This is a genomic window from Micromonospora sp. LZ34, assembly GCF_052981855.1.
Map to the genome: position 1 here is coordinate 44,307 of NZ_JBRIQN010000006.1, position 18,180 is coordinate 62,486.

16 protein-coding genes are annotated in these 18,180 nt (G+C 74.1%); 5 read left to right on the plus strand and 11 right to left on the minus strand.

The features are described from left to right. Positions 1–12 precede the first annotated feature (12 nt). From ACVCAH_RS09330 to ftsY, 11 genes are all read right to left on the minus strand, one after another. On the minus strand, positions 13–1,092 hold the full coding sequence (locus tag ACVCAH_RS09330; protein WP_447135654.1) for an amidohydrolase family protein: 1,080 nt from the start codon (positions 1,090–1,092) through the stop codon (positions 13–15). Between the two features lie 161 nt (positions 1,093–1,253). Further along, positions 1,254–2,804, minus strand: a complete 1,551-nt coding sequence (gene ffh / locus ACVCAH_RS09335) for a signal recognition particle protein (protein WP_447135655.1) — start codon at positions 2,802–2,804, stop codon at positions 1,254–1,256. A 166-nt stretch (positions 2,805–2,970) separates the two neighbouring features. Next, a complete protein-coding gene (locus tag ACVCAH_RS09340) occupies positions 2,971–3,627 on the minus strand; it encodes a response regulator (protein ID WP_447135656.1) in 657 nt (218 codons plus the stop codon). Continuing rightward, a complete protein-coding gene (locus ACVCAH_RS09345) occupies positions 3,624–4,763 on the minus strand; it encodes a sensor histidine kinase (protein ID WP_447135657.1) in 1,140 nt (379 codons plus the stop codon). The genes ACVCAH_RS09340 and ACVCAH_RS09345 overlap by 4 nt, the downstream gene beginning before the upstream one ends. A 17-nt stretch (positions 4,764–4,780) precedes the next feature. Next, positions 4,781–5,602, minus strand: a complete 822-nt coding sequence (locus ACVCAH_RS09350) for an ABC transporter permease (protein ID WP_447135658.1) — start codon at positions 5,600–5,602, stop codon at positions 4,781–4,783. After that, a complete protein-coding gene (locus ACVCAH_RS09355) occupies positions 5,592–6,494 on the minus strand; it encodes an ABC transporter ATP-binding protein (RefSeq protein WP_447135659.1) in 903 nt (300 codons plus the stop codon). Before ACVCAH_RS09355 ends, ACVCAH_RS09350 begins: the two co-directional genes overlap by 11 nt. A gap of 93 nt (positions 6,495–6,587) precedes the next feature. Further along, positions 6,588–8,915 carry a [protein-PII] uridylyltransferase gene (locus ACVCAH_RS09360; RefSeq protein ID WP_447135660.1) on the minus strand — a complete coding sequence of 776 codons (2,328 nt, stop codon included), beginning with the start codon at positions 8,913–8,915 and terminating at the stop codon, positions 6,588–6,590. 16 nt (positions 8,916–8,931) lie between these two features. Continuing rightward, a complete protein-coding gene (locus tag ACVCAH_RS09365) occupies positions 8,932–9,270 on the minus strand; it encodes a P-II family nitrogen regulator (protein WP_170839442.1) in 339 nt (112 codons plus the stop codon). Between the two features lie 25 nt (positions 9,271–9,295). Next, positions 9,296–10,762, minus strand: coding sequence for an ammonium transporter (locus ACVCAH_RS09370; protein ID WP_447135661.1), 1,467 nt, complete (start codon positions 10,760–10,762; stop codon positions 9,296–9,298). A 222-nt stretch (positions 10,763–10,984) separates the two neighbouring features. Further along, positions 10,985–11,848 (minus strand): aminoglycoside phosphotransferase family protein, encoded by an 864-nt coding sequence (locus tag ACVCAH_RS09375; protein WP_447135662.1) that lies wholly within the window; start codon positions 11,846–11,848, stop codon positions 10,985–10,987. A 7-nt stretch (positions 11,849–11,855) separates the two neighbouring features. Then, a complete protein-coding gene (gene ftsY, locus ACVCAH_RS09380) occupies positions 11,856–13,043 on the minus strand; it encodes a signal recognition particle-docking protein FtsY (RefSeq protein ID WP_447135663.1) in 1,188 nt (395 codons plus the stop codon). A 148-nt stretch (positions 13,044–13,191) separates the two neighbouring features. On the opposite strand from ftsY, the gene ACVCAH_RS09385 reads away from it, so the two are divergent. The 5 genes from ACVCAH_RS09385 to ACVCAH_RS09405 all read left to right on the plus strand — a co-directional run bounded on the left by ACVCAH_RS09385 (position 13,192) and on the right by ACVCAH_RS09405 (position 18,177). After that, positions 13,192–14,904, plus strand: coding sequence for an alkaline phosphatase D family protein (locus ACVCAH_RS09385; protein ID WP_447135664.1), 1,713 nt, complete (start codon positions 13,192–13,194; stop codon positions 14,902–14,904). A gap of 21 nt (positions 14,905–14,925) precedes the next feature. Beyond that, the gene (locus ACVCAH_RS09390; protein WP_447135665.1) at positions 14,926–15,366 is read left to right on the plus strand and encodes a MarR family winged helix-turn-helix transcriptional regulator; all 441 of its coding nucleotides are present in this window, start codon (positions 14,926–14,928) and stop codon (positions 15,364–15,366) included. 126 nt (positions 15,367–15,492) lie between these two features. Further along, on the plus strand, positions 15,493–17,112 hold the full coding sequence (locus ACVCAH_RS09395) for an MFS transporter (RefSeq protein ID WP_447135666.1): 1,620 nt from the start codon (positions 15,493–15,495) through the stop codon (positions 17,110–17,112). A gap of 1 nt (position 17,113) precedes the next feature. Continuing rightward, positions 17,114–17,611, plus strand: a complete 498-nt coding sequence (locus ACVCAH_RS09400) for a universal stress protein (protein ID WP_447135667.1) — start codon at positions 17,114–17,116, stop codon at positions 17,609–17,611. A gap of 44 nt (positions 17,612–17,655) precedes the next feature. Next, positions 17,656–18,177: a DinB family protein gene (locus tag ACVCAH_RS09405; protein WP_447135668.1), complete on the plus strand. Its 522-nt coding sequence runs from the start codon at positions 17,656–17,658 to the stop codon at positions 18,175–18,177. Positions 18,178–18,180 lie beyond the last annotated feature (3 nt).

Sequence of the window (18,180 nt, forward strand, 5' to 3'; positions counted from 1 at the left end):
GGCGGGTGGGGGTCAGCGGATGGGGCGGCCGCGGAGGACGATTCGGGTGGGGCCGCGGACGACGCGCAGGTCGACGCGCGGGTCCTCGGCGTAGACGACGAGGTCGGCGAGGCCGCCCTCGACCAGGCCGGGGAAGCCGAGCCACTCGCGCGCGCCCCAGGAGGCGGCGGCGAGGACGTCCACGGCCGGCATGCCGGCCCGCTCGTGCAGCAGCAGCATCTCCTCGGCCGCGAGGCCGTGGTCGATGCCGCCGCCCGCGTCGGTGCCCACGTAGATCGGCACCCCCGCCTGGTACGCCGAGCGCACCACCTCGGGGAAGCGGTCGCGCAGGGCGAGCATGTGGTCGGCGTATCCGGGGAACTTGGCCCGCGCCTGCTCGGCGATCCCGCCGAAGGTCTGGATGTTGATCATCGTCGGGACGAGTGCCGTGTCCCGCCGGGCCATCTCGTCGATCAGGTCCAGGCTGAGCCCGGTGCCGTGCTCCACCGAGTCCACCCCGGCGCGCACCATGATCTCGACGGCCGACTCGGAGAAGGTGTGCACGGCGGCGCGCACCCCGGCCGCGTGCGCGGCCTCGACCGCGGCGGTCATGGTGTCGGCGTCCCAGGCCGGCGCGAGGTCGCCGACGCCCCGGTCGATCCAGTCGCCGACCAGCTTGACCCAGCCATTGCCGGCCCGGGCCTGCTCGGTCACCGTGGCGGCCACCTCGGCGGCGCCCACCTCGACGCCGATGTCCCGCAGGTAGCGCTTGGGCGGGGCGACGTGCCGGCCCGCGCGGGCCAGCCGGGGCAGCTCCGGGTCGTCGTCGAGCTCCGGGTACGGGTACGGCGAGCCCGCGTCCCTGATCGCCAGCACCCCGGCGTCCCGGTCGACCCGGGCCAGCTCACGGGCCTGGTCGAGCGAGGTGATCGGCGCGCCGCCCCGGGCGATGCCGATGTGGCAGTGCGCGTCGATCAACCCCGGCAGCACGAACCCGCCGTCGACGATCGTCTCCGCACCGGGCACCGGGTCGAAGGTGACCCGGTCGCCGACCAGCCAGAGATCCCGGACCTCGTCGTCGGGGAGCAGCACACCGCGTACGTGCAGAGCCATGTGCACAGTCCTACCGGATCACTCCCCGTCGGGTGCGAGCAGCCCGGCCGGACGCGCCGGCGGGCGCCGATCGACCCGGCATACGGCATGTCGCGGTGTCCCGTCGTCCGGACACCGCGACATGCCGCACTTCGAGTGGATCTTCAATCCGCACCGCGCGGTCAGCGGGGCCGGTTGTCGCCCTTGCCGAGCTTGTTGAAGTCGATCTTCGGCAGCTTGAAGCCCGGGGGCAGCCCCTGGCCGGCGGCCAGGTCGTTCGGGTCCAGTCCCGGCGGGAGCTGCGGCATGCCGCCCGGGAACCCGCCCGGCATCCCGGCGCCGGCGCGCGGCCGACCGCCGCCCTTGGTGCCCTTGCGCTTGTTCTTCGGCGACTTGGTCGCCTTGCGCCGGCCGCCGCCGGGCAGGCCCATCATGCCGCCCATCTGCTTCATCATCTTCTGCGCGTCGGCGAAGCGGTTGAGCAGCTGGTTGACGTCCATCACGGTGACGCCCGAGCCGTTGGCGATGCGGGCGCGGCGGGAACCGTTGATGATCTTCGGGTTGGTGCGCTCGCCCGGGGTCATCGACCGGATGATCGCGGTGACCCGGTCGAAGTGCTTGTCGTCCAGCTCGGCGAGCTGGTCCTTCATCTGCCCCATGCCCGGCATCATGGCCAGCACGTTGGCGATCGGGCCCATCCGCCGCACGGCGATGAGCTGGTCGAGGAAGTCCTCCAGGGTGAACTGCTCGCCGCCCATCAGCTTGGCGGTCATCTTCTCCTTCTGATCGGCGTCGAAGGCCTGCTCGGCCTGCTCGATCAGAGTGAGGACGTCGCCCATGCCGAGGATCCGGCTGGCCATCCGGTCGGGGTGGAAGACGTCGAAGTCCTCCAGCTTCTCGCCGGTGGAGGCGAAGAGGATCGGCTGGCCGGTGACCTCCCGGACCGACAGCGCGGCGCCACCGCGGGCGTCGCCGTCGAGCTTCGACAGGACCACACCGGTGATGCCGACACCGTCGCGGAACGCCTCGGCGGTCCGGACGGCGTCCTGACCGACCATCGCGTCGATGACGAAGATGACCTCGTCCGGGTCGACCGCGTCGCGGATGTCGGCGGCCTGCTGCATCATCTCCGCGTCGATGCCGAGCCGGCCGGCGGTGTCGACGATGACGATGTCCCGGGCGGCCCGCCGGGCGTGCTCGATCGACGCCCGGGCCACCTGCACCGGGTCACCGACGCCGTTGCCGGGCTCCGGGGCGTACACCTCGACGCCGGCGCGGCCACCGAGCACCTGGAGCTGCCCGACCGCGTTGGGGCGCTGGAGGTCGGCGGCGACCAGCAGCGGCTGGTGGCCCTGGGTCTTGAGCCAGCGGGCCAGCTTGCCGGCGAGGGTGGTCTTACCGGAACCCTGGAGACCGGCCAGCATGATCACGGTCGGCGGCTGCTTGGCGAACTGGAGCCGCCGCCCCTCGCCACCGAGGACGTTGATAAGCTCCTCGTTGACGATCTTGATGATCTGCTGGGCCGGGTTCAGCGCCTGGGACACCTCCGCGCCACGGGACCGCTCCTTGACCCGGGCGATGAAGCCCTTGACCACGGGCAGGGCGACATCCGCCTCCAGCAGCGCGAGGCGGATCTCGCGCGCGGTGGCGTCGATGTCGGCGTCGGTGAGCCGCCCCTTGCCGCGGAGCTTGGTGAAGATCCCGGAGAGGCGGTCACTCAAGGTGTCAAACACGCGAACATCCTGTTTGTCGGGGTTCCGGCGGGTAACGGGCCGGCGGGTGCGACACACCCGGCCACCGCTAGGGTAGCCGCCCACCACCCCGATCGCCGCGTCACCGCGCAGTCCCGCGATCTTGCCCCGGCGGGCGGCGCCCGGCCAGGCCCGCCGGCCGCCGGGGTCAGAGCTCGACCAGGCCGGACTGGTAGGCGTAGACCACGAGCTGGGCGCGGTCCCGGGCGCCGAGCTTCACCATGGCCCGGCTGACGTGGGTCCGCGCGGTCGCCGGGCTGACCACCAGCCGGTCGGCGATCTCCGCGTTGCTCAGCCCCTCGCCGACCAGCCCGACCACCTCCCGCTCCCGGTCGGTGAGCGCGTCGAGCCGGGGATGCGGCCGGGGCACCCGGGCCGGCCGGGCGGCGAACTCGCGGACCACCCGCCGGGTCACCGACGGCGAGAGCAACGCCTCGCCGGCCGCCACCAGCCGGATCGCCCGCAGCAGCTCGACCGGCGGGGTGTCCTTGGTGAGGAAGCCGCTCGCCCCGTGCCGCAGCGCGTCGAAGACGTACTCGTCCAGCTCGAAGGTGGTGAGCACGACCACCCGGGTGGCGGCCAGATGCGGGTCGGCGACGATCCGCCGGGTCGCCTCGATCCCGTCGATACCGGGCATCCGGACGTCCATCAGGACCAGGTCGGGCCGCTCCCGCCGGGCCAGCTCGACCGCGCCCAGCCCGTCGGCCGCCTCGCCGGCCACCGCGAGGTCGTCCTCGCTCTCCACCAGCGTCCGCAGCCCGATGCGGACCAGGTCCTGGTCATCGGCGATCAGCACACGGATCATCTGGTCTCCTCCACCGGCAGCGTCGCGTACACCCGGAATCCTCCGCCGGACGCGGGACCGGCGGTGAACGACCCGCCCAGCGCGGTGACCCGCTCCCGCATGCCGGCCAGCCCGTGACCCCGGCCGGTGGACGGCCGGGCGGGGGCGCCGGCCGCCGCGCCCCGGCCGGTGTCGGTGACCTCCACGCTGACCCCGCCGGGCGCGTAGCCGACCCGGACGGTCGCGGTGGCCGGGCCGGCGTGGCGCAGCACGTTGGTCAGCGACTCCTGCGCCACCCGGTACGCGGCCAGGTCGACCGCCACCGGCAGCGGCCGCGGCTCCCCGGCGACCTCGACCGTGACCGGCAGCCCGGCGCCGGCCAGCCGGTCGCGCAGCTCCGGCAGCTGCGCCAGCCCCGGCGCCGGCGCCCGCTCCTCGCCGGCGTCGCCGCGGCGGACCACGGTCAGCGTGACCCGCAGCTCGTCCAGCGCCTCCTTGCTGGTCCGGCTGATCGCGGTCAACGCCGCGTCCGCCTGCTCCGGCCGCTTGGCCAGCAGGTGCAGCGCGATCTCTGCCTGCATGTGGATGGCGGCGAGGCCGTGGCCGACCACGTCGTGCACCTCCCGGGCCACCCGCAGCCGCTCGGCGTCGGCCAGCCGGCGGGCCTCGTCCACGCGACCGCGAGCCGCGCTCTCCCGGACCAGCCGCACCGTGGTCCCGACCGCGAACGGCACCACCACCCAGGCGGCGGCGGGCATCAGGCCCGGCAGGCCGGGCGACCGGACGCCCACGACGACGTGGGCCAGCAGCGCGACCAGGGCCGCGCCGCAGGCGATCGCCGCGGTGCGCAGCGGCAGGTACGCGGCGACCGTGTAGACCGCCACGAAGAACGCCAGCAGGATCGGTCCGTACGGGTAGCCGAGCACCAGGTACGCCGTGACGGCCGCGGCGCCGGCCGCCAGCGTCGCCAGCGGCCACCGCCGCCGGACGGCCAGCGCCAACGCCGCCACCACCACCAGCGGGAAGGTGGCCCGGCCGGTGGGGATCCCCTGGTTGGCGCCGGCCGGCCCGGTGCCGACCAGGCCGATCGCGAGCACCGCCAGGGCGACGAGGACGTCGAAGACGTCGTCGCGCCACCCGGTCCGGTTCCGGTCCACGCCGCCTCCTCCCCGCCCTAACCGATGTCCCGCCGCTGCAGCAGCAGCCCGCCCACCGCCGCGAAGGCGACCAGGTAGCCGGCCACCACCAGCGCCGCCTGCCCGCCGCCGACCGTCGCCGCGACCCCCGGCGTGTCGCCGGACGCCCCGAGCGCCGCCGCCAGCGACCCGGCGTTGGGCCCGGGCAGCCCCTTCTGCGCCTGGGCCACCCAGTCGAGCAGGGGCGCGGCGATGGCGGCCAGCAGGTTCTGCACCGCGAGCAGCCACACCAGCCCCAGGCCGACGGGCAGCGCCACCGCCCGCAGCGCCACCGCGAGCCCGGCACCGAGCATCGCCCACATGGTGGCGATGAGCCACCCCGCCCCGACCCCGACCACCAGGTCACCGGCCGGCGGCCAGCGCACCGGCTGCGACTCGGCGACCCCGATCAGGGCGCTGGCCACCGCGCCGACGGCGAAGACCGAGAGCACCACGACGAGGGCGGCCGCGGCCATGGCGAGCAGCTTGCCGGCGTACACCTCGAGCCGGGACGGGCCCTGCGAGAGCACGGTCTTCCAGGTGCCCCAGCCGTACTCGCCGCCGACCGCCAGCACGCCGAGGATGAGCAGGATCGCACCCAGGAAGACCGGCAGCCCGCCGAGCGAGTTGCCCACCAGCCGGTCCGGCAGCAGCATCGGCAGCGTCCGCTCGCTGTTCGGGCCGCTCGTGCCGCCGGCGATGCTCGCGTACGGGAAGAGGTAGGTGAAGACCAGCGAGAGCGCCAGCGTGATGGCCAGCAGCAGCCAGGACGCCGGCCGCCGGACCAGTTTCGCCGTCTCGGCCCGGAAACTACGCGACATCGGCCGTTCCCTTCTCGATGAGGTCGAAGAACACCTGCTCCAGATCACGTTCGCGGGGTCGCAGCTCGCGGACCGCCACCCCGGCGCCGACCAGTTCGGTGTTGAGCCAGGCGGCCCGGTCCGGCTCGACCGACAGCTCCAACCCGCCGTCCACCACCCGCACCCGCTCCGCCCCGACCAGCGCCCGGGCCCGCTCCGCCGCCTCGTCGAGCGGGTCGGCCAACACCCGGAGGCCGGCCGCGCCGCGCAGGTCGGCGACGGTCCCCTCGGCGATCAGCCGGCCCCGGGAGATCACCCCCACCCGGTCGCAGACCTGCTCGACCTCGCCGAGCAGGTGACTGGAGACCAGGACCGTGCACCCGGCCGCGCCGAGCCGGCGGATCAGTGTGCGCATGTCCGCCATGCCGGCCGGGTCGAGACCGTTGGTCGGCTCGTCCAGGATCAGCAGCCGCGGGTCCTTGAGCAGGGCGGCGGCCACCCCGAGGCGCTGCTTCATGCCCAACGAGTAGCCGGCGTACCGGTCGCCGGCCCGCCCGGTCAGGTCGACCAGGTCCAGCACCAGCGACACCCGGTCGGCGCCGACCCCGGCGTAGCGGGCGAGCACCCGCAGGTTCTCCCGCCCGGACAGGTAGGGGTAGAAGGCCGGCCCCTCGATCAGCGCGCCGACCCCGGTGAGCCGTCCGGCGCCGGGCGCCCGGCCGAGCAGCCGGACCGTGCCGGCGGTCGGCCGGACCAGCCCGAGCAGCATCCGCAGCGTGGTGGTCTTGCCGGCGCCGTTCGGGCCGAGGAATCCGTACACCTCGCCGGCCCGGACGGTCAGGTCGAGGTCCCGCACGGCGGTCAGCCGGCCGTACCGCTTGGTGAGTCCTTCGGTCTGCACTGGCGTGTCCATGCCCTGACGGTGCCCGACGACGGGGCGTCCGGCGTCGGCGCGCGGGCGGCTGTCCGCGTACGCAACCGGACGTAGTGCGGCCGACGCCCGCGCTCAGACGGCGGCGAGCACGGCGGTCTCCAGCCGGGCCCGGGTGTCGTCGTCCGGCCAGCCGCCGACCAGGTAGAACGCGTCCACCACGTCCCCGCCGAGGGTGGAGATGCGGGCCGCGCGCACCTGCGCGCCGGCCTCGTCGAGGGCGCAGGTCACCCGGTAGAGCAGGCCGGCCGCGTCGGCCGCGCGCAGCTCCAGCAGCACCGCGTCGGTGGCCGCCTCCCGGTGCCAGACCACCCGCGGCGCCGCCCCGGACCCACGCGCGGAGAGCGCCCGGCCGCGCAGCCGCTGGGTCACCGAGACGTCCCCGGTCACCGCCCGCCGCAGGTCGCTGCCGAGCGCGATCGGATCCGGCGGCAGGCCGTAGCGGGGCTGCACCCGGCACTGCACCAGCGCCCGCCCGTCCACCGTGCTGGCGTCGGCGGAGAGCACCTCCAGCCGGTGCAGCGCCAGGCACCCCGCCACCGTCGCGAGCAGGCCGCGCCGGTCCGCCGCGGCCACCGCCACCCGGTCTCCGGTCAGCTGTACGACCGGCAGCGGCCCGGCCACCAGCGCCGGGTCCGGTGCCGGCGGGGCGGGCAGCGCGCCGGTGTCCAGCGCGGTCCGGACCCGGGCGACCAGTTCGGCGACCAGCCGGCCCTTCCAGTCCGACCAGGCGGCCGGCCCGGTGGCGGCGGCGTCGGCGCGGACCAGGGCGTGCAGCAGGTCGAGGGTGGCCGGGTCGCCGACCGCCTCGGCCACGCCGGCGATGGTCTTCGGGTCGGCGAGGTCGCGCCGGGTGGCCACGTCGGGCAGCAGCAGGTGCAGCCGGACAAGCGTGCCGATCAGCGCCACCTCGGACGCGGGCAGGCCGATCCGGGTGGCCACCGCCTCGGCGATCGGCGCCCCCACCGTGCTGTGATCTCCGGGTAGGCCCTTGCCGATGTCGTGCAGGAGCGCGCCGAGCAGCAGCAGGTCGGGGCGGTCCACCTCGCGGGCGTGCCGGCTGGCCTCGGCCGCGGTCTGCACCAGGTGCCGGTCGAGGGTGAACCGGTGCACCGGGTTGTGCTGGGGCAGGCTGCGCAGCCGGGTCCACTCCGGCAGCCAGCCGTCCACCAGCCCGTACCGGTCGCAGGTCTCCCAGGCCGGCACCAGGCCGGGGCCGGCGCCCAGCAGCGTGACCAGCGCGGCCCGGGCCTCGGCCGGCCAGGGCGCCGGCAGCGGCGGGCAGTAGGCGGCCAGCCACTCGCAGGTGGCCCGGGCGATCGGCAGCCGGGTCGTGGCCGCGGCGGCGGCGATCCGCAGCGACAGGCTCGGGTCGGGCCGGGCCCCGATGGCGGTCCGGGCCAGCACCAGTTCGCCGTCGTGTTCCACCACGTCCCGGGCCACCGGCCGGCGCGGCGGACGCCCGCCGGCACCCCGCCGACGCCCCGACCGGAGCCGGTCCGCCGCGCGGAAGGCGTCGTCGAGGGCGTGGCTGACGGTACGGGCGTCGCCGGCGACCCGCCGCAGCAGCGCGTCACCGTCGCCCACGACGGCTCCCGCTCGCCGCGCGGGCCCGGCTTCGGACCCGCCGGGCTGGAGTTGTCGCAGGCCGAGCAGCGCGGCGACCCCGTCGCGTTCCTGCGCCACCAGCCGGTCCACCCGCCGGCCGACCTGCTGGTGCAGCGCGTCCCGGGTGTCCAGCAGGCGCAGGTGCGCGGCGCGGACCGCGGGGCGCAGCGCGTCGGTGACGCCGGCCATCGCGATCGCCCGCAGGATGCCCACATCGCGCAGCCCGCCGGCGGCCTCCTTGAGGTCACCCTCGAGCAGGAAGGCCAGCTCGCCGTGGGCCTGCCAGCGGGCGGCGGTGGCCTCCCGGAGCGCGGGCAGCTGGCGCACGGCGGTCCGCCGCCAGTGGTCGGCGGCGGTGCGGGCCAGCGCCTCGGCGAGCGCGGCGTCCCCGGCGACCAGCCGGGCGTCGAGCAGCCCGAGGGCCACCTTCACGTCGTCCTGCGCCACCGAGAGCGCCTCGGGCACGGTTCGCACCGAGTGGTCCAGCCGCAGCCCGGCGTCCCAGATCGGGTACCAGAGGGCGGCGGCCAGCTCGTCGGCGCCCGGCACGCCCGCGTGCAGCAGCACCAGGTCGAGGTCGCCGTGCGGGGCGCACTGCCGCCGCCCCAGCCCGCCGACGGCCAGCAGCGCCACCCCGGCCCGCCGCGGCAGCAGCGACCGCAGCCAGGCGTCGTACGCCTCCGCCCGGGCCGCCCGCGCCGCCGCGCCGATGCCCCCGCGCACGCCGACGACCTCGTTGATCAAGAGGTCGGCGTCGCCGGTGCCGGCGGCGTCTCCCCTGATCAACGAGGTCATGTCGGTCGGTGCGGGCTCAGAGCGCGTCGAGGCCGCGCTCGCCGGTACGGACCCGGACGACCTCCTCGACCCCGGTCACCCAGACCTTGCCGTCGCCGATCTTGCCGGTCCGGGCGGCCGCCACGATGGCGTCCACGATCTTCTCGACGTCCATCTCGTCGGTGAGCACCTCCACCCGGATCTTGGGCAGGAACTCGACCGTGTACTCGGCACCCCGGTAGACCTCGGTGTGCCCCTTCTGCCGGCCGTAGCCTTGGACCTCGCTGACGGTCAGGCCGGCCACGCCGAGGGCGTGCAGGGCCTCCTTCACCGCGTCCAGTTGGTACGGCTTGATGACCGCGGTCACCAGCTTCATGTCCAACCCCTCCATCCCAGGAACGTTAACCGCCGACCTTCTCGTCGACCGACTCCGACGCCGGCTCGGCGGGCGCCGCCGCCGGCTCGGCGACCGGCTCGGACGCCGGCTCGGCGGGCGCCGCCGCCGGCTTGGCGGCGCCCGCGGTCGTGCCGGCGGAGCCGATTCCGGCCATCGCGAACGCGCCGGCGGCGCTGCCGCCAGCCGGGGAGAGGTCGTAGCCGCTCTCCGCGTGCTCGGCGATGTCGATGCCCTCGACCTCGGCCTCGGGCCGGGCCCGGAAGCCGATCGTCTTCTCGATGGCGACGGCGAGCAGCCAGGCGATGCCGAACGACCAGACGCTGACGATCAGGCCGGCCAGGGCCTGCCGGCCGAGCTGGGTCAGGCCTCCGCCGTAGAACAGGCCGTCGGAGGCGCCGACCACGTCGGAGATGGCCGCGTTGACCGAGTTGGTGGCGAACAGGCCGAGCCAGAGCGAGCCGATCCAGCCGCCGACGAAGTGCACGCCGACCACGTCGAGGGAGTCGTCGTAGCCGAGCTTGTACTTGAGGCTGACCGCCAGCGCGCAGACCGCGCCGGCGACGAGGCCGAGCAGCACCGCCGCCCACGGGGCGATGAAGCCGCAGGCCGGGGTGATGGCGACCAGGCCGGCGACGGCGCCGGAGGAGGCGCCCACCATGGTCGGCTTCCGGTCCTTGATCCACTCCACCGCGATCCAGCCGAGCAGCGCGGCCGCCGTGGCGAGCTGGGTGTTGAGGAAGGCGAGACCGGCCACCGAGTCGACGGTCAGCTCGGAGCCGGCGTTGAACCCGAACCAGCCGAACCAGAGCAGGCCGGCGCCGAGCGCCACCAGCGGGATGTTGTGCGGCTTCATGCCCTCCCGCGGCCAGCCGAGCCGCCTGCCGAGCACCAGGGCCACCGCCAGGGCCGCCGCACCGGCGTTGATGTGCACCGCGGTGCCGCCGGCGAAGTCGAGGGCGTGGATGTCGCCGCCGATGATGCCGCCGCCCCAGACCCAGTGCGCGACCGGGAAGTAGACCAGCGTGGCCCAGCCGAAGGCGAACAGCAGCCAGCCGGCGAACTTCGCCCGGTCGGCGATCGCGCCGCTGATCAGCGCCACGGTGATCACCGCGAAGACCATCTGGAAGGCCATGAACACGTACAGCGGGACGCCGATGCCGCTCGGGTTCTCCGCCGTCGCGCCCCACAGGTCGGTCTCGGCGAGGAAGGTCTTGGTGCCCAGGTATGCGGCCGGGTCGCCCCAGAAGCCGTTGACATCGCTGCCGAAGGCGATGCTGAAGCCGTAGAACCACCACAGAACGGAGATGAGCCCGATCGCGGAGAAGCTCATCATCATCATGTTGAGTACGCCCTTGGCCCGGTTGAGGCCGCCGTAGAACAGCGCCAGTCCGGGCGTCATGAGCAGCACGAGCGCGGTCGACACCAGCAACCAGACGGTGTTGCCGGAGTCGATCGTCGGTGCTTCAGGCACGCTGGCCTCCTAAAGGTGAAGTTCCCTCCTTCACGGCTTCCGGGGCAGCGTCGCCCGTACGCCGGATGCGCGGAAGCCTCGCCGCTGGCTGTTTCCTCCAGCGTCACCCGTCGATTTCGGTACGGTGACGGCTTGTTTCGGACGTGTGAAGAGAACCTCACCGCCCGCGAGGACGGCGGGCGCGAACCGGGCGGAACCGGGACGGAACCGGGACGGAACCGGTCAGCGCAGCGCGTACTCCAGGGCGTTCCGCTCGTAGTCGAGCAGCCGCAGGTCGCGCATCGGCCGGCGCAGGTGCCCCTTGTGCACGATCCGGACGAACGCCGGCTCGCCGGCGGCGGCCATCCGGCGGATCCCCTCCACGTGGTCGACGATCCGCTTGCGGATGGTCCGGATCAGCCGGTGCCGGTCCCGCGGGATCAGCCCGTACGCGTCGGCGAAGAGCCGCAGCCGGCGGGGCCGGTCCGGGCGCTTCCAGCCGAGCGTGATCGAGTCCCGGTCGGAGAAGATCGGCACCCAGGTCCAGGCGGCGTACGCCACGTCGTAGATCCGGGCGCCGGGCGAGGCGAGGTCGAAGTCGATCAGCCCGAGGGTGCCGTCCGGCCGCCAGATCACGTTGTGCGGGGCGGCGTCGTGGTGGCAGATCACCTCGGTGTCCGGCGGCGGTGGGCCGAACGAGCGCCAGACCGCCCCGGGCGGCGGCACGAAGCCGTACTGGGCGTCGTGGAACATCCGCAGCATGGTGGCGACGGTCACCAGTGCCTCGTCGGTGACCCAGTGCGCGGCCAGCGGGTACTCCCCGCACTCCCCCTCCAGGTACGACAGCACCTCCCGGTTGCGCTCGTCCATGCCGAGCGCCCGGGGAGCGCCGGTGAACCCGACGTACTCCAGGTGCCGCAGCAGGGCGTGCACGCTGGGCGTCCACGGCCCGGCGTTGCGCCGCACCGTGTCGCCGACCCGGACCACGGTGCTGACGTTCCCGCCGTGCAGTGGGATCTCTTGCGAAGTCACGTACGGTCTCCCGAGGCGTGGCGCCGGGTGGCTGGGGTCGCGCCACCCCGCGTAGGCGCGATCGTCAGTCGTCACTTCGAGGTTACGCGTCCCGTCCGGGGGCTTCGGTGCCCAGCAGCGCGTCGACGAACTGCGCGGGGTCGAAGGGGGCCAGGTCGTCCGGCCCCTCGCCGAGCCCGACCAGCTTCACCGGGATGCCCAGCTTGCGCTGCACGGCGATCACGATGCCGCCCTTGGCGGTGCCGTCGAGCTTGGTCAGCACCACGCCCGACACGTTGACCACCTCGGTGAAGACCCGGGCCTGTTCCAGCCCGTTCTGGCCGGTGGTGGCGTCCAGGATCAGGATCGTCTCGTCGATCGGGCCGTGCTTCTCCACCACCCGCTTGACCTTGCCGAGCTCGTCCATCAGGCCGACCTTGTTCTGCAGCCGCCCGGCGGTGTCGATCAGCACGGTGTCCACGCCGGTCTCGATCCCGCGCTTGACCGCGTCGAAGGCGACGCTGGCCGGGTCGGCCCGTTCCGGCCCGCGGACGGTCTCGGCGCCGACGCGACCGGCCCAGGTCTCCAACTGGTCGGCGGCGGCGGCCCGGAAGGTGTCGGCCGCGCCGAGGATCACGCTCCGGCCGTCGGCGACCAGCACCCGGGCGATCTTGCCGCAGGTGGTGGTCTTGCCGGCACCGTTGACGCCGACCACCATCAGCACCGCCGGCACGCCCTCCTTGGGCGCGGTGTTCAGCGAGCGGTCCAGCGTCGGGTCCAGGGCGTTGACCAGCTCGGCGGCGAGCAGGGCGCGCAGCTCGCTGCCGGACCGGGTGCCGAGCACCCGGGTGCGCTCGCGCAGCCGGTCGACGATCTCGCGGGTGGCGTCGATGCCGACGTCGGCGGTGATCAGGCTGTCCTCGATCTCCTCCCAGGTGTCCTCGTCGAGGTGGTCCCGGCTGAGCAGGCCGAGCAGGCTCTTGCCGAAGACGTTCTGCGAGCGGGACAGCCGGGAGCGCAGCCGGACCAGCCGCCCGGCGGTCGGCTCGGGCACCTCCAGCACCGGCGCCGGGGCCTCGACGACCGGCGGCTCCACCAGGATGCCGGTGGTCAGGTCGGCCTCCGGCGCCTGCACCGGCGGGCCGGCGAGGTCCTCCTCCGCGCGGGTGCGCACCTCCTGCTCGGGCAGCGGCGGCTCCGGCCGCCGGCGCAGCCGCGGCACGACCAGCCCGATGGCACCGAGGATCAGCACGCCGAGCAGGGCGAGGGCGATGAGGAGGTATTCCGTCATGCCGAAATCCTGTCAGATGCCGGCGCGGCCGTCCCAGCCACCGCGCCCCGCGGCGTCATTCCCCGCCGGTAGGCTCGGCCACAGCCAGCAGTGGTGCGACCGCCGGTGGGGTAGTAAAGAAGAAGTCCGCTCACCTCGGAGGTCCGCCATGCCCGCGGCTCATCTGCTCATCGGCCCGCTGCTGCGGCGGGTCGTCGGCACGCGGGCCACCGTCTGGGTCGAGACCAGCGCACCGGCCGTGGTCACCGTCCGCACGGCCGACGGCGCCGGCGGCACCGCGCCCACCTTCTCGGCGTACGACCACCACTACGCGCTGGTCGTGGTGGAGGGGCTCACCCCGGACAGCGCGACCAGCTACGAGGTGCTGGTCGACGGTGAAACGGTTTGGCCGGTGCCGAGGAGCGGCTTTCCGGCCAGCGTGATCCGGACCCGGGCCGCGGACGACCGGGACCAGCCGGTCCGGCTGCTCTTCGGCTCCTGCCGGGAGACCACCCAGCACGCCACCACCCGGCGGCTGCCCCCGGACGCGCTGGACGCGTACGCCCGGCGGCTGATGGCCGACCCGGACCCGGCCGCGCTGCCCGACCTGCTGGTGCTCCTCGGCGACCAGGTGTACGCGGACGTGACCTCGCCCACGGTGCGGCGGCTGCTGAAGCGGCGCCGGCGCCGGCCGAAGGGCGCCCCCGGCGACCAGGTGGTGAGCTTCGACGAGTACACCAAGCTCTACCTGGAGTCCTGGCGCGATCCGGAGATCCGCTGGCTGCTCTCCACCGTGCCGAGCGTGATGATCTTCGACGACCACGAGATCATCGACGACTGGAACACCTCCGCCTCGTGGCGGACCGAAACCCGGCGGCAGCCCTGGTGGGCCGAGCGGATCGGCAGCGGACTCGCCTCGTACTGGGTCTACCAGCACCTGGGCAACCTGTCCCCGGACGAGATCGCCGCCGACCCGGTCTTCGCCAAGGTGAGCGTCGCCGAGGACGCCACCGGCGTGCTGCGCGAGTTCGGGCACCGGGTCGACCAGGAGAGCGACCTCGCGCACGACACCGAGCGCTGGCGGGCGGTGCAGTACCAGTGGAGCTACGCGCTCGACCTGGGCCGGACCCGGCTGGTGATGCTGGACAACCGGTGCAGCCGGGTGCTGGACCCGAACCAGCGGGCGATGCTCCCGCCCGGCGAGTGGTCCTGGTTCCTCGACCAGGCGCACGGCGTCTACGACCACCTGGTGGTCGGGGCCTCGCTGCCCTGGCTGCTGCCGCCAGGCATCCACCACGTGGAGTCGTGGAACGAGAAGCTCGCCGATTCCCGCCGGCGCTGGGTGGCCGGCCTGTCCGAGAAGCTGCGCCGCGGGCTCGACCTGGAGCACTGGGCCGCCTTCCGGCGCTCGTTCGACGCGCTCGGCGCGCTCTTCGCCCGGATCGGCAGCGGCACCCCGGGCGCGCCCGGTGACCGGGTCGGCGCCGGGCCGGCGTACGCGCCACCGGCCTCGATCAGCGTGCTCTCCGGTGACGTGCACCACTCGTACGTGGCCCGGGCCCGGTTCGACGACCCGGCGGTGGCCACCCCGGTGCACCAGCTCACCTGCTCCCCCATCCACAACCAGGTGCCGGCCGGGATCCGCCCGCTGATGCGGTTGGGCTGGTCGGCCGGCCCGGCCGGGGCCACCCGGGCGCTGGCCCGCTCGGCCGGGGTACGCCGGCCGGCACTGCGCTGGCGGAAGCTGGCCGGCCCGTACTTCGGCAACGCGGTCGCCACCCTGGTGCACCGGGGCCGCTCGGCCGAGGTGACCATCGAGGGCACCACCAGCGACGGCCACCTGCGGCCGGTGATGCGACGGCGGCTCACCGACGCCGCTTGATGCGGCCCGTACCCTCTACGCGTGGACGACGAGCTTCCGGAGCCGCTGCGGGCGGTCGAGCACGAGCTGACCGTCCTGCTGCGCCGGGGGCGTGCGGTCTCCTGGGAGATCGCCCGGGAGGTGCACCCCAACCTGGAGCCGAACGCGTACGGACTGCTGCTCTGGCTGCGCCGGTGCGACTCGATCCGGCTCACCGACCTGGCCGCCCGGCTCGGTGTCGGCAAGGGCACGCTGAGCCGGCAGATCAACGGGCTGGAGTCGCTGGGTCTGGTCCGCCGTGACCCGGACCCGAGCGATCGCCGGGCCGCCCAGCTGAGCCTCACCGAGGAGGGGCGGCGCCGGTTCGACATCGCCCGGTCGGCCCGGCTCCAGCAGTTCCGGCGCACCCTGGAGGACTGGCCGGCCCGGGACGTCGAGGAGTTCGCCCGGCTGCTGAGCCGGTTCAACGAGATTCCGCTCTGAGCTGACCCGCACCGCCGGGAACAATGTCTCGCAGCGCAGAGTTGTTGCTTCAGGCAACCAAGGCATACGGTTGCCCGGGGCAACGCCCTGCCAGACTCTCCTCGACTTCCGCCGGAGGCAGCCACGATGAGCTCCGCGCCAGCGCCCGCCCGGGCTACCGCCGTCGACATGACCCACCGGCAGGTGCTGGAGGCCCTCTCCGGCCTGCTGCTGGGCATGTTCGTCGCGATCCTCTCCGGCACCGTCGTCTCGAACGCACTGCCGAGGATCATCACCGAGCTGGGCGGCGGCCAGTCCGCGTACACCTGGGTGGTCACCTCGGCGCTGCTCGCGACCACCGCGACCACCCCGATCTGGGGCAAGCTCGCCGACCTGACCAACAAGAAGATCCTGGTCCAGATCTCGCTGCTGATCTACGTCGTCAGCTCGGTGCTGGCCGGCCTCGCGCAGGACACCGGGCAGCTGATCGCCTGTCGGGTGCTGCAGGGCGTCGGGGCGGGCGGCCTCACCGCGCTGGCCCAGGTGATCCTGGCCACCATCATCGCCCCGCGCGAGCGCGGCCGGTACAGCGGCTACCTCGGCGCGGTGATGGCGGTCGGCACCATCGGCGGCCCGCTGATCGGCGGCGTGATCGTGGACACCTCCTGGCTCGGCTGGCGCTGGTGCTTCTACGTCGGCGTGCCGTTCGCGCTCGCCGCCCTGGTGGTGCTGCAGAAGACGCTGCACCTGCCGGTGGTGAAGCGGAAGGCCACCATCGACTGGTGGGGCGCCACGCTGATCACCGCCGCCGTCTCGCTGCTGCTGATCTGGGTCTCGCTGGCCGGCGACTCGTTCGCCTGGGGCTCCTGGCAGACCGCCGCCATGGTGGCCGGCGCGCTGCTGCTCGGCGCGCTCGCGGTGCGGGTCGAGCACCGGGCCGCCGAGCCGATGATCCCGCCGCGGCTGTTCCGGTCCCGGACGATCACCCTGGCCACCGTCGCCAGCATCGCGGTCGGCGTCGGCATGTTCGGCGCCTCGGTCTTCCTCAGCCAGTACTTCCAGATCAGCCGCGGGCAGAGCCCGACCATGTCCGGCCTGATGACCCTGCCGATGATCCTCGGCCTGCTGGTCTCCTCCACGGTCACCGGCCGGCTGATCACCCGCACCGGCCGGTGGAAGCGGTACCTGGTCGCCGGCACCGCGCTGCTCACCGTCGGCTTCGCGCTGATGGGCACGCTCCGCGCGGACACCAGCTTCGTCCTGCTCGCCGGCTACATGGCGGTGATCGGTGTCGGGCTCGGCATGAGCATGCAGAACCTGGTGCTCGCGGTCCAGAACACCGTCGGCACGCACGAGCTGGGCGCCGCCAGCTCGGTGGTCGCCTTCTTCCGCAGCCTCGGCGGGGCGGTGGGCGTCGCCGCCCTCGGCGCGGTGCTCGCCCACAAGGTCAACGACTACCTGGCCGAAGGGCTCGCCGCGCTGGGCATCCCCAGCTCCCGCTCCGGCAGCGGCGGCACTCTACCCGACGTGCACACCCTGCCGGGCCCGATCCGCGGCGTGGTGGAGGGCGCGTACGGCCACGCGGCCGGCGACATCTTCCTGGTCGCCGCCCCGTTCGGGCTGATCGCCCTGATCGCGGTCTGCTTCATCCGGGAGGTGCCGCTGCGCCGGCACACCGGCGACCCGGTCGCCACCGAGATCGAGCAAGAATCGACAGTGGCGGCCGGTGCCGGGGCCGCCGTGATCCGGACCGGAGAACGGAGCTGACGTGACCGTCGACACCCCTCGGGAACGCGAGGACTACGGCCCGCGCACCCGTCCGCTGCCCTTCGAACGGGGCACGGACGGGCCCCGGGTGGTGCTGGTGGGCGTGGACGGCACCCGGACCTCCGAACGGGCCGGCTCGTACGCGGCCGGCCTCGCCCGCCGGCAGGGTGCCGCCCTGGTGGTGGTGCACGTGCGCGCGGCCGCCGGGTTCACCGCCCTGGTCCCCGGGGTGGACGCCGGCGCGCTGGAGCGCTGTCACGACGAGCTGACCGAGGAGCTGCGCCGGGAGTGCCGGCGCGGCGCCGAGGAGCTGGGGCTGCCGGTGACCTTCGTGTGCCGGCGCGGCGACGCGTACACCGAGCTGCGGGCGGCGGCCGACGAGTTCCGGGCGGACCTGGTGGTGGTCGGCGCGTCCGAGCAGGCCGGGCACCGCCTGGTCGGCTCGGTCGCCACCCGGCTCGTCCGCGCCGGCCGCTGGCCGGTCGTCGTGGTGCCCTGATATCCGGTCGCCGGTTGTCGGACGTACCGAGCAAGATGGCCGGCATGACCTGGAGAGCACCGGAGATCGTCCGGACCCCCGAGCCCTACGTCGGCGACGAGCGCACGATGCTGGAGGGCTGGCTCGACTACCACCGGCAGACCCTGCTGCTCAAGTGCGCCGGGCTGACCGCCGAACAGCTCCGGACCGCGAGCGTCGAGCCCTCCGGGCTCACCCTGCTCGGCCTGGTCCGCCACCTAGCCGAGGTGGAGGCCTGGTGGTTCCGGGAGAACTTCGCCGGCGAGAAGGTCGACTACCCGTACTACACGCCCGACAATCCGGACGCCGACCACGACGTGCGCGACGCGGACGCCGAGGCCGACTTCGCCACCTTCCACCGCGAGGTGGAGCTGGCCCGGGCCGCCGCGGCGGACCGCTCGCTGGACGAGACCTTCACGGAGGTCGGCCCGAAGCGCCGGACGTTCAACCTGCGCTGGGTCTATGTGCACATGATCGAGGAGTACGCCCGGCACAACGGCCACGCCGACCTGATCCGGGAACGCATCGACGGCGTCACCGGCGACTGACCC

Coding starts and splice junctions, on each gene's coding strand:
- ACVCAH_RS09330 (WP_447135654.1), bottom strand. CDS start 1,092: ATGGCTCTGCACGTACGCGGTGTGCTGCTCCCCGACGACGAGGTCCGG.
- ACVCAH_RS09340 (WP_447135656.1), bottom strand. CDS start 3,627: ATGATCCGTGTGCTGATCGCCGATGACCAGGACCTGGTCCGCATCGGG.
- ACVCAH_RS09350 (WP_447135658.1), bottom strand. CDS start 5,602: ATGTCGCGTAGTTTCCGGGCCGAGACGGCGAAACTGGTCCGGCGGCCG.
- ACVCAH_RS09355 (WP_447135659.1), bottom strand. CDS start 6,494: ATGGACACGCCAGTGCAGACCGAAGGACTCACCAAGCGGTACGGCCGG.
- ACVCAH_RS09360 (WP_447135660.1), bottom strand. CDS start 8,915: ATGACCTCGTTGATCAGGGGAGACGCCGCCGGCACCGGCGACGCCGAC.
- ACVCAH_RS09365 (WP_170839442.1), bottom strand. CDS start 9,270: ATGAAGCTGGTGACCGCGGTCATCAAGCCGTACCAACTGGACGCGGTG.
- ftsY (WP_447135663.1), bottom strand. CDS start 13,043: ATGACGGAATACCTCCTCATCGCCCTCGCCCTGCTCGGCGTGCTGATC.
- ACVCAH_RS09385 (WP_447135664.1), top strand. CDS start 13,192: ATGCCCGCGGCTCATCTGCTCATCGGCCCGCTGCTGCGGCGGGTCGTC.
- ACVCAH_RS09395 (WP_447135666.1), top strand. CDS start 15,493: ATGAGCTCCGCGCCAGCGCCCGCCCGGGCTACCGCCGTCGACATGACC.
- ACVCAH_RS09405 (WP_447135668.1), top strand. CDS start 17,656: ATGACCTGGAGAGCACCGGAGATCGTCCGGACCCCCGAGCCCTACGTC.